Annotated in this window: 10 protein-coding genes; 5 read left to right on the top strand and 5 right to left on the bottom strand. The window is 65.8% G+C overall.

Annotation, left to right across the window (positions count from 1 at the left end):
* Positions 1-47: 47 nt before the first annotated feature.
* Positions 48-674 (bottom strand): hypothetical protein, encoded by a 627-nt coding sequence (locus tag SBI20_RS00670; protein WP_317973213.1) that lies wholly within the window; start codon positions 672-674, stop codon positions 48-50.
* A 315-nt stretch (positions 675-989) separates the two neighbouring features.
* Between SBI20_RS00670 and eno the strand changes: the two genes are divergently transcribed.
* Complete coding sequence (gene eno, locus SBI20_RS00675; RefSeq protein ID WP_317973214.1) at positions 990-2,273, top strand: phosphopyruvate hydratase; 1,284 nt, start codon at positions 990-992, stop codon at positions 2,271-2,273.
* 79 nt (positions 2,274-2,352) lie between these two features.
* On the opposite strand, the gene ribH is transcribed toward eno, so the two are convergent.
* From ribH to SBI20_RS00695, 4 genes are all read right to left on the bottom strand, one after another.
* Positions 2,353-2,772, bottom strand: a complete 420-nt coding sequence (ribH, locus tag SBI20_RS00680; RefSeq protein WP_317973215.1) for a 6,7-dimethyl-8-ribityllumazine synthase — start codon at positions 2,770-2,772, stop codon at positions 2,353-2,355.
* Between the two features lie 5 nt (positions 2,773-2,777).
* A complete protein-coding gene (gene ribB, locus SBI20_RS00685; protein WP_317973216.1) occupies positions 2,778-4,043 on the bottom strand; it encodes a 3,4-dihydroxy-2-butanone-4-phosphate synthase in 1,266 nt (421 codons plus the stop codon).
* Between the two features lie 83 nt (positions 4,044-4,126).
* Positions 4,127-5,071, bottom strand: a complete 945-nt coding sequence (locus tag SBI20_RS00690) for a cytochrome-c peroxidase (protein WP_317973217.1) — start codon at positions 5,069-5,071, stop codon at positions 4,127-4,129.
* Positions 5,072-5,077: 6 nt separating this feature from the next.
* On the bottom strand, positions 5,078-5,644 hold the full coding sequence (locus SBI20_RS00695; RefSeq protein WP_317973218.1) for a hypothetical protein: 567 nt from the start codon (positions 5,642-5,644) through the stop codon (positions 5,078-5,080).
* A gap of 105 nt (positions 5,645-5,749) precedes the next feature.
* On the opposite strand from SBI20_RS00695, the gene SBI20_RS00700 reads away from it, so the two are divergent.
* The 4 genes from SBI20_RS00700 (at position 5,750) to adhP (ending at position 10,722) form a co-directional block, all read left to right on the top strand.
* Complete coding sequence (locus SBI20_RS00700) at positions 5,750-7,867, top strand: TonB-dependent receptor plug domain-containing protein (RefSeq protein ID WP_317973219.1); 2,118 nt, start codon at positions 5,750-5,752, stop codon at positions 7,865-7,867.
* Positions 7,868-8,011: 144 nt separating this feature from the next.
* Positions 8,012-8,650 (top strand): flavin reductase family protein, encoded by a 639-nt coding sequence (locus SBI20_RS00705; RefSeq protein ID WP_317973220.1) that lies wholly within the window; start codon positions 8,012-8,014, stop codon positions 8,648-8,650.
* A gap of 49 nt (positions 8,651-8,699) precedes the next feature.
* A complete protein-coding gene (locus SBI20_RS00710) occupies positions 8,700-9,557 on the top strand; it encodes a pirin family protein (RefSeq protein ID WP_317973221.1) in 858 nt (285 codons plus the stop codon).
* A 139-nt stretch (positions 9,558-9,696) separates the two neighbouring features.
* Positions 9,697-10,722 (top strand): alcohol dehydrogenase AdhP, encoded by a 1,026-nt coding sequence (gene adhP, locus SBI20_RS00715; protein ID WP_317973222.1) that lies wholly within the window; start codon positions 9,697-9,699, stop codon positions 10,720-10,722.
* The last annotated feature ends 258 nt before the right edge of the window (positions 10,723-10,980 follow it).

The following is a 10,980-nucleotide window of genomic DNA, read 5'->3' on the forward strand; positions in this document are numbered from 1 at the left end:
CGCGGGCAACCCCCGCGAGTGTGGTCTTTTGCATTGCAATCATGGCCTCAGGCATTCTTGTCGGCTTCCGCTTCGGGGGCGGCAGGGGTTTGGCTGGCATCGGCAGCCTTGGCTTCGGGCGCTTCGGCCTGTGCGGTTTCAGTTTGCGGCTTGCTGCGGAACATCCGGGCGACGAGGAAGCCGGCGACAGCGGCCACGCCCAGCGCGGCGACGGGCCGTGCGCGGACCAGATCCTTGATATCCTCGCCCAGTTCGGCAAAGTCCCTGGAGGCGAGCTTGTCGGCGCTTTCCTCGGCCGAGCGGGCCGCCGTGCGGGCGATGTCGCCGTACTTCACGCCGAACTTCTGGTCGAGCGTCTCGGTCACGCCCGCCAGGGCCTGGCCGACATAGGCAAGCGCGTCGCTGGCATAGGCCTTGCCCTCGTGGGCGAAGTGGGCGCCCTTGTCGATGGCGACATCCTTGACCTCGATGGCGATGGCCTTGGCTTCCTCGGTCCAGTCGATGGCGGTGTCGGCGGCCTTGTCCACGATGCCGCCCACCATCTCGCGGGCCTTGCCACATGCGGTGGCGGGGGCTGGAGCGGGAGTCGGGGCCGGGGTCAGGGCAGTGCCAGGGCCACTTCCGGTCACGGCGCCTGTTGTGGCGAGCGCGTTTTCAGGTTCGGAGTCGGCCATGAGAATTCCTTTCTCTCTGGGCAGGGCGGCCTGCCGGAATCGAAAATTCGTGTGCAACAATGACCTGCCGGGCACCGGCATGGACGGGCATGGCGCTGCGGTGGCACATCTTGCGCTGCGCTGCACCATTATTTGTCGCAACTCGGCCTCTTACAAGCCAACGCGGCTTGCTTGGCAAGGTTCCAGCCGATAGGAGCCGGCCAAGCCGGCCGGAGTTCAGAGAAACTTATGCCGTCGTTCGCTGCCCGAAGCGGGTTTAAGGGTGAGCCTGCACTTGAAAGCCCTATACCCGAAAGCAAAGAGGAAGCCGATTCCATGACCGTGATCATCGACATTCACGCCCGCGAAATCCTGGACAGCCGGGGCAATCCCACTGTCGAAGTCGACGTTCTTCTCGATGACGGTTCGTTTGGCCGTGCTGCCGTGCCCTCGGGCGCCTCGACCGGCGCGCACGAAGCCGTCGAACTGCGCGATGGCGACAAGAGCCGTTTCCTGGGCAAGGGCGTGACCAAGGCGGTCGAAGCCGTCAACGACGAGATCGCCGAAGCCCTGCTCGGCCTCGACGCCGAAGACCAGCGCGACATCGACATGGCGATGATCGAGCTTGACGGCACCGAGAACAAGAGCCGCATCGGCGCCAACGCCATTCTGGGTACCTCGCTGGCCGTGGCCAAGGCGGCTGCCGATGCGCGTGGCCTGCCGCTCTATTCCTATGTCGGCGGCGTTTCGGCCCATGTCCTGCCCGTGCCGATGATGAACATCATCAACGGCGGCGAACATGCCGACAACCCGATCGACTTCCAGGAATTCATGATCATGCCGGTCGGCGCGCCGAGCCTGGCCGAAGCCGTCCGCTGGGGCGCGGAAGTGTTCCACACCCTCAAGAAGGGCCTCCATGAAAAGGGTCTGGCCACCGCGGTCGGCGACGAAGGCGGCTTTGCCCCCAACCTTGCCAGCACCCGCGACGCGCTCGACTTCGTGATGGCTTCGATCGAAAAGGCCGGGTTCAAGCCGGGCGAGGACATGGTGCTCGCGCTCGACTGCGCGGCGACCGAATTCTTCCGCGACGGCAAGTACGAGATCAGCGGCGAAGGCCTCTCGCTCAGCCCCGAAGCCATGGCCGACTATCTTGCCGCGCTGTGCGACGCCTATCCGATCCTCTCGATCGAGGACGGCATGAGCGAAGACGACTTCGAAGGCTGGGCCGCGCTGACGGCCAAGGTCGGCAAGCGCGTCCAGCTCGTGGGTGACGACCTCTTCGTGACCAATCCCAAGCGCCTCCAGATGGGCATCGGCAAGGGTCTGGCCAACTCGCTGCTGGTCAAGGTCAACCAGATCGGCACCCTGACCGAAACGCTCGAAGCCGTGAGCATCGCGCAGCGCGCGGGCTATACCGCCGTCATGTCGCACCGTTCGGGCGAAACCGAGGACGCGACCATCGCCGACCTCGCGGTTGCCACCAACTGCGGCCAGATCAAGACCGGCTCGCTCGCCCGTTCGGACCGGCTTGCCAAGTACAACCAGCTCATCCGCATCGAGGAAGAACTGGGCCTGGCCGCGCGCTATGCGGGCAAGGGCTGCTTTGGCCGCCTGATCTGATCTTTTCGGATCAAGGACGCAAAAAAAGGCCGGGTGGGAAACCACCCGGCCTTTTTCATGCGCTTGCAGGCTGGGATGTTCAGCCGAACTTCTGCTTGAGGTCGTAGAGCGCGACAGCCGCCTTGGCCGCTTCGCCACCCTTGTCCTTCTGGGCCGGGTCGGCGCGGACGAGGGCCTGCTCTTCGTTCTCGACCGTCAGGATGCCGTTGCCTATGGCGATGCCGTCCATCGTCAGCGCCATGATCCCGCGCGCGCTTTCGCCCGCGACGATCTCGAAGTGGTAGGTTTCGCCCCGGATCACCACGCCGATGGCGACATAGCCGTCATAGTCGCCGCTGCCTTCGGCCAGCGCGATGGCGGCGGGGATTTCGAGCGCGCCGGGCACGGTGATGACTTCGGCCTTGTGGCCCGCTGCCTTGAGCGCGGCGCGCGCGCCGGCCACCAGCTTGTCGTTGAGGTGGTCGTAGAAGCGGGCTTCGACGATGAGGAACTTGGCCAAGAGACTTACTCCGCAGGAATCGGGCGTTCGCCCGCGATGGTCAGCCCATAGCCTTCGATCGCGACAAGCGTACGGTGGGAATTGGTGAGCAGGATCATGTCCTGGATGCCGAGGTCGGCGAGGATCTGGGCGCCGATGCCATAGACGCGCAAGTCCATGTCTTCCTTGGGCGCGCCGCCGCGCAGGGGGTCGCTGTCGGCGCTGGGGAAAAGCAGCACGATCACGCCTGCGCCCTCGCGGCCGATCTCGTCCATCGCGCGCTGGAGCGTGCGCTTGCGCGCGCCGGGGCGGCCGAGCAGGTCGTCGAGCGCCGAGAACGAATGGACACGGGTGAGCGTGGGCTTGCCCGCTTCGACCTGTCCCTTTTGCAGGACGAGGCTTTCGGTGCCGTCGACCTTGTTGCGATAGGTCAGCACGCGCCAGTCGCCGCCATAGTCCGAGGTGAACGGCACGTCGGCAATGCGCTCGACAAGATGGTCGTGGCGGCGGCGATAGGCGATCAGGTCGCGGATCGTGCCGATCTTGAGGCCGTGGCGGCGCGCGAAGGGGACGAGGTCGTCCATGCGGGCCATCGTGCCGTCGTCCTTCATGATCTCGCAGATCACGCCCGACGGGTTGAGCCCGGCGAGCCGCGCGATGTCGACCGCCGCTTCGGTATGGCCGGTGCGGACGAGAACGCCGCCGTCGCGCGCGATCAGCGGGAAGATGTGACCGGGGGTGACGATGTCGGCCTTGGTCTTGGACGGATCGATGGCGACGGTCACGGTGCGGGCGCGGTCGTGCGCGGAAATGCCGGTGGTGACGCCCTCGCGGGCCTCGATCGAGGTGGTGAAGGCGGTTTCGTGGCGGGTGCCGTTGTGGCGGCTCATCAGTTCGAGGCCGAGTTCCTCGACGCGGCTGCGGGTGAGCGTCAGGCAGATCAGGCCGCGCCCGTGGGTGGCCATGAAGTTGATCGCATCGGGCGTGGCCATCTGCGCGGGGATGATGAGGTCGCCCTCGTTCTCGCGGTCCTCGTCGTCGACGAGGATGAACATGCGCCCGTTGCGGGCTTCCTCTATGATTTCCTCGATGGTGGCGATGGCGGGGCCTTCGTCGCCTTCGGAAAGCACGCGTTCGAGCTTGGCGAGGGTGTCGGCGGTGGGGTTCCAGCCGGGCGAGGTGCATTCGCGCAAGGTGTTGGCGTGGAGGCCGGCGGCGCGGGCGAGCCCGGCGCGCGACATGCCGCCCTCGACGACGAGCTTGCGGACGCGTTCGATGAGGTCAGTGGACATGGGTGCCGTTTGTCACATCGGAATGTGATGCGCAAGCAGGATGTCACACCACTATGTGATTTTCATCGTGGCATGAGGATTTGTCATAGCGGCTGCCCACAGGCCGTGGCGGGCATGTCCAGATCGGCGCGGGTCATCAGCGTCGGATCGGTCATCGCGTCCAGATAGGCGATCAGCGGCGCGGTGGCGCCGGGCGCGAGATCAAGGTGGTGGCGGGCAATCGCGCTTGCAAGGCTCGGCGCGCTGCCATCGTGCCACCAGGGGCCGGTAAGGGCGACATTGCGCAGCGAGGGGGTGCGCAGGGCGCCCCGGTCGGCCTCGCGTCCGGTGGCGTCCATCAGTCCGCGTTCGGCCTGATCGGGCGTCAGGTCGATGCGATGATAGGCAAAGTCGGTGAAGTCCGGCCCGGCGTGGCAGGCCGCGCAGTGGCGCGCGAACAGGGCCTTGCCCGCCTTTGCGGCAGGGGGCAGGGGCCCCTGATCCACGGGGGCACGGGTTGCGGTGATCGTGCGCTCGAACGCGGCGAGGGCGAGGGCGAGGGTGCCCGTATCGATCCGGCCTTGCTGCGCGGGAAAGGCGCGCGCGAACATCGCTTTGTAGCAGGCCTGTCCGCCCAGGCGTCGCGCAAATTCTCTCGCCCGGCCTTTCATCCCCATTTCCACCGGATGGGTGCCGAACAACGGCGTTTCGACCTGCCGTTCGAGCGTGGTCATCGCCGGATCGGCCATGGTCAGGCGGGCAAAGCGCCCGACATTGGCGAGGCCGGGCACATTGCGCAGGCCGGGTTCGTCCGTCACGCCCGGATGGGTGGTATTGCCATCGGCAAAGGCGTGGCGCTGTTCATGGCAGGTGGCACAGGCCATCGTGCCATTGGCCGAGAGATCGGCGTCGTAGAACAGTCGCCGCCCCAGTTCGACGCGCGCGGCCACAAGAGAATGGGGGGCGGGAACCGGCGTTCCCTGCCCGCCACGGGGCGCGAGCACGAGGGCGCCTGCCAGTGCGGCGAGCGAGAATGAAGCGAGGCGCATGGGAAGTCAGTCCTGCGGCACGACCAGCACGGTGACCTCGGGCGTGCCATTGGCGGCGACTTGCAGGACATAATCGCCTGCATCGAGCGCGAAATCGACGATCTTGCGAATGCCGGTGCAGGCCGGGCCGTGGCCATGGGCTGCCGAGACCAGCGGCTTGCCCGCCCGCAGCAGGTCGATCCACGCGCCCGAGCCGAGCGCCACGCGATAGGTGCCCGCCTTGGCGACCTGAAGGCGGACCATGCCGCCAAAGCTGACCGTCCCGCCCGGCTTTTCGGGGCGGAGCAGGTAATGCACGTCGGGCGTGGGGCGCAGGGTCAGCTTTTCGGCCTCACCCGGCGCGAGCGAGGCCATGGCGAGGCCGGGTTCGTCGGTGGCGGCGTCCATCGCGGTGGCATTGCTCCACGCGGCGAAGGCGGGCGGCGGGGCGGCCGGTTCAGCCGCGCAGGCGGGCGCCGGGGCAGGCGTGGTGGCGGGCATGTCCTGCGCCATGGCCAGGCCGGCCCATGGCGCCAATAACGTGGCCAGCGCCGAGGCGGACAGGCGGAGAAGGGCATGGCTGGGGGGATGCATGGTGGTCCTTCGGCTTGCTGTGTTTCTTGGAATATAGCAGATTGCTATGCATTGCGGGATATAGCATGTGCTTGCGCCGAATGACCATAACATGAGGGGGCTTTCATGAAATTCGCGTCTCTGGCGATCTGCGCCAGCCTCGCCATGCCGGGTATCGTTCAGGCGCGCGCCGACATGGCGCCGGATACCGGGTCGGATGTTGAGTCGGCGACTGGGGCCGATGATGCCGCCTCGGCGGCGACCGACGGAAAGGCTTTCGCGCTGGGCCAGATCGTGGTCACCGCGACCGCGCCGCAAGGGCCACAGATCGGCAGCGAGACCCTGACCGCGGCGGCCATGCGCGCCTTTGCCCGCGTCACGCTCGACGATGCGGTCAACCTCCTGCCCGGTGTGACCGGGGGCAACAGCGGGGGTACGCGCAACGAACGGCTGATCTTCGTGCGCGGGTTCGACCGCTTTCAGGTGCCGCTCTCGATCGATGGCATCCGCGTCTACCTGCCCGCCGACAACCGGCTCGACTTCGGGCGCTTCCTGACGACCGACATTGCGCAAGTGCAGGTGGCCAAGGGCTATGCCTCGGTGCTCAACGGACCGGGCGCGATGGGCGGGGCGATCAATCTGGTCACCTCGCGTCCGACCCGCGCCTTCGAGGGGGAGGCCGGTGGCCAGCTCAACCTTGGCCACGAGGGCGAATATGGCGGCTATTCGGTCTATGCCCGGCTGGGGACGGCGCACGAGAAGTGGTATGCGCAAGCCTCCATCGCGCGCAATTTCACCGATCACTGGGATCTGGCGGGCGGCTATCGCGCCGTCGCCGGATCGCCCCAGCCCGAAGGGCACCGTGCCTTTTCGCGCAGCGGCGACTGGCGCGTGAACGCCAAGATCGGCTTCACCCCCAATGCGACCGATGAATACAGCATCAATTACACCCGTCAGGAAGGTGACAAGAACGCGCCGCTGCCGGTCACCAGTCTGGCGTCGAGCCAGCGCTACTGGACCTGGCCCTACTGGAACATCGACAGCCTCTATTTCCTCTCGACCACGGCGCTGGGCGACAAGGCGACCTTCAAGACCCGAGCCTATCTCAACTCGTTCGACAACCTGCTCTCGTCGTGGGATGGCATCACCCAGACCACGCAGACGCGCGGCTATGCGTTCAACAGCTATTATGCCGACAAGGCCTGGGGCGGATCGGGCGAACTCGACGTGGCGCTGACCCCGGCAGACAAGCTGAGCCTTGCCCTGTTCTATCGCCGCGACCGGCATATCGAGTGGCAGCAGGGCTTCCCCTCGGGCGCGACCGAGCCGCAGCAGGTGACGAGCGAGGACACCTGGAGCCTCGCGCTCGAAAACCATCTGTCGATCACCCCTGCGGTCGAACTGACGCTGGGTGGCAGCTACGACTGGCGCAACCTGATCAAGGCGCAGGACTATGCCAATGGCGCGCTGATCAACTATCCGCTGCGTAACGACGGCGCGCTCAACGGGCAGGCGCAGCTGGTCTGGACGGTTGACCGGGCCACACGGGTCCATGGCAGCGTGTCCTCGCGCGTGCGCTTTCCCACCCTGTTCGAGCGTTTCAGCACCCAGTTCGGCACGGCGGCCTCGAACCCCACGCTCAAGGCTGAGCGGGCGACCAATGTCGATCTGGGCGCAAGCCACGATTTTGGCGGGGTCAATGTCGAGGGCGCGGCGTTCTACAGCCATGTCGCCGATGCCATTGTCGCCGTGCAGCCCGAGGGCTTCACCGGCACCACCATGCAGCGCCAGAATCTGGGCGATGGCGATTACTACGGGCTCGAACTCAATGTCTCGGCGAAGCTTCTGCCCTCGCTCGAACTGGGCGGCAACTACACCTGGACCCACCGCGATTTCACGATCACGGCTGCCGAGGCGACGACGCGGGTGCCCAATTTCATGCTGACCGGGGTGCCCGAGCACAAGGGCTTTGCCTATCTGCGCTGGACTCCGCTGGCCGGGCTCGACGTGATGCCCAACATTGCGGTCGCGTCAAGCCAGTGGTCGCCGCTGGTCACCTCGCAAAATACCTATTTGCGCACCGGGTCCTATGTTCTGGGAAATATTTCAGTAGATTACACCGTGCGCAAGGGTTTGCAGCTCGGTTTGGGGGTGCGCAACCTGTTTGACGACAATTATTCGCTCGCGGATGGCTATCCCGAGCCCGGACGCAGCTTCTTTTTGAAGGGACGTGTTTCGTTCTGAAGACAGGAGGGGCTGTGCAACATCTTGCGCGCCCTTGTCTTTTCGTTCCCCGTGCCTAGCTCTTGCCCGGCAGGTGGCGCAACGGCGCGCCTTCTGTCGGGCCAGAGTTGTTGGCAACGCAGGGGCGATGGAGGCTTTTGGTCCGTGGAGTTCGATTTTTCTGTCCTGTCCGGGGCGGACCGCTACAAGCTGATGAGCGCCTCGATCACGCCGCGCCCGATTGCCTGGATCACCAGTCTGTCGCGGCAGGGGGCGTGCAATACCGCGCCCTTCAGCTTCTTCAACATGGTCTCGGCCGATCCGCCGCTTCTGGCCATGGGGCTGATGCGCCGCCCGGATGGCGCCCACAAGGACACCGCCGCCAACATTCTCGAAACCGGCGAATTCGTCGTCCACCTGGTGTCGCAGGCCGATGCCCCGCTGATGAATTTCACCGCCATCGATGCCCCGCCCGGCTTTGACGAGGCGGCCCATGCCGGGCTCGATCTGGTGCCCTCCAGCCTCGTGGCGCCCCCGCGCATCGCCAGCGCGCCGGTGGCCATGGAGTGCAGGCTGTTCCAGGCGACCGAGGCGGGCAAGACCACGGTGGTTCTGGGGCAAGTGCTCCGTTTCCATATCGCCGACCGTTTTGTCGATCCCGCGCGCCTTCATGTCGATACGATGGCGATGGATCTGGTGGCGCGGATGCACGGGCGCGGCTGGTATGCCCGGAACGACGCCTCGCTCCAGTTCGAGCGGCCCGACTTCGCGGCGTGGCAGGCCGGGCATCCCTCCGGGGAATGAGCCGTTGTCATCGGATGCTTCATTGAAACAAGGTCATACCGCCTCCCTCATGGATATTCCCTGCACAATCCACCGGCTGCATCCGGCCCTGCGTGACGACATCGGCGATCTGGTCACCCATCGCCCGTTGCCCGGACCGGCCCTGCCCAATCTGGGGGCGTTCCTGTTCCTCAACCACCATGGGCCGCAGGTCTATGGCGCGCCCAACCGGGGGCTGCCGTTCGGGCCGCATCCCCATCGCGGTTTCGAGACGGTGACCTTCATTCTCGAAGGCGAACTGACCCACCGCGATACCGGCGGCCACGAAAGCACGATTTATGCGGGCGGCGTCCAGTGGATGACGGCGGGAAGCGGGCTGATCCATGCCGAGATCTCGTCGGAGGACTTCAAGCGCAAGGGCGGCCCGCTCGAAATCCTGCAACTCTGGGTGAACCTGCCCGCGCGCCTCAAGATGACCACGCCGCGCTATGTCGGGGTTCAGGCCGATCAGGTGCCCGTTCTTGTCGAGGATGAGGGGCGGGCGAAAGTCCATCTCGTGTCCGGCACGCGCGGCGGGATGACGGGGCCGGTGGACTCGCTGACCGGCGTGTTCATGACGTTTGCATCCATCGCGGCGGGCGGGAGGCTCGTGTTCGAGGGGCTCGCCGGGCGTGATGTGTTTTTCTACGTCGTGTCGGGCGAGGTCGTGGTTGAGGGCGAGAGCGCGCGTGCGTTCCACCTCGTCGAACTGACGCCCGGCGCGCGGGTCACGATTGCTGCGCAGCAAGACAGCGTGATCCTGTTCGGCCACGCTGCGCCCATCGTCGAACCGATCGTTTCGCATGGGCCGTTCGTGATGAACACGGTCGGGGAAATTCACCAGGCTTACGCCGATTTTCGCGCTGGCGCCTTCGGGGCGATGGACTGAACCGCCGGAGTGAACCGGGAACTGGCGCGATTCAAGCCGGAGGGAGGCAGGCGAGGGGCCGGTCGTTGACGGATCCCAATGTTTTGTCCGTTTCGGATGTACATTTACAGTTTCAATGCAGGGCAATGGAGATGCTGCAATGACGAAGATGATGAAAGCCGCGGTGGCGCACGAATTCGGCAAGCCGCTGGTGATCGAGGAAGTGCCCGTGCCCACCCCGGGCCCCGGACAGATCCTGGTCAAGATCGCGACGTGCGGCGTCTGCCATACCGACCTTCACGCCATTCATGGCGACTGGCCGGTCAAGCCCAAGCCGCCGTTCATTCCCGGCCATGAAGGCATCGGCCATGTCGTGGCGCTGGGCACCGGCGTGACCAACGTCAAGGAAGGCGATCTGGTCGGCGTTCCCTGGCTGCACTCGGCCTGCGGCCACTGCACGCACTGCCTGGGCGGCTGGGAAACCCTGTGCCACGAGCAGGAAAACTCGGGCTATTCGGTCAATGGCGGGTTCGCCGAATATGCGCTGGCGGCGGCGGACTATGTCGGCCACGTTCCGGCTGGCCTCGATCTGGTCGAAGTCGCGCCGATTCTGTGCGCGGGCGTGACCGTCTACAAGGGCCTCAAGGTCACCGACACCAAGCCGGGTGACTGGGTGGCGATCTCGGGCATCGGCGGCCTCGGGCACCTCGCGGTGCAATATGCCAAGGCCATGGGCCGCAAGGTGATTGCGGTCGATGTCGACGATGCCAAGCTCGAACTGGCGACGCGTCTGGGCGCCGAACTGACCGTCAACCCGCTCAAGGAAAATCCGGCGGCCTTCGTGCAGGCCCATTGCGGCGGCGCACAGGGCGTGCTGGTGACGGCGGTTTCGCCCAAGGCCTTCGAACAGGCGCTGGGCATGGCTGCGCGCGGCGGTACTGTCGCGCTCAACGGTCTGCCGCCGGGCGACTTCCCGCTGCCGATCTTCGACACCGTGCTCAACGGCATCACCGTGCGTGGTTCGATCGTGGGCACGCGCCTTGACCTCCAGGAATCTCTGGCTTTCGCGGCGGACGGCAAGGTCCGCGCGACGGTCGAGACCGCCCGCCTCGAAGACATCAACGAAGTGTTCGAGCGCATGGAAAAGGGCCAGATCGAAGGTCGCGTGGTTCTCGACCTCCGGTAATTCCGGTGCGGGGTGCGTGCCGGTCCTGACCGGTGCGCCCCTGCTCCGTCATCAAAAAGAGCGCGTTCCCCTGCGATGGGGGACGCGCTCTTTTTGCATGAAGGGGCCAGGTTTCTGTTTTGGAACGCCAGTTTTGGCGGGGCCGGTCGCGTTTGTAACGGGCCGGTCACGGTCTTTCCGGGGGCGGGCGCACTGGGAGCCGGGCATGGAAGGTTGCTTGCCGGTGGTGGAAGGAAGGTGATCAACTGAGAGTGTTTT

The organism is Novosphingobium sp. IK01, from assembly GCF_033242265.1.
Lineage (GTDB): Bacteria > Pseudomonadota > Alphaproteobacteria > Sphingomonadales > Sphingomonadaceae > Novosphingobium > Novosphingobium pituita.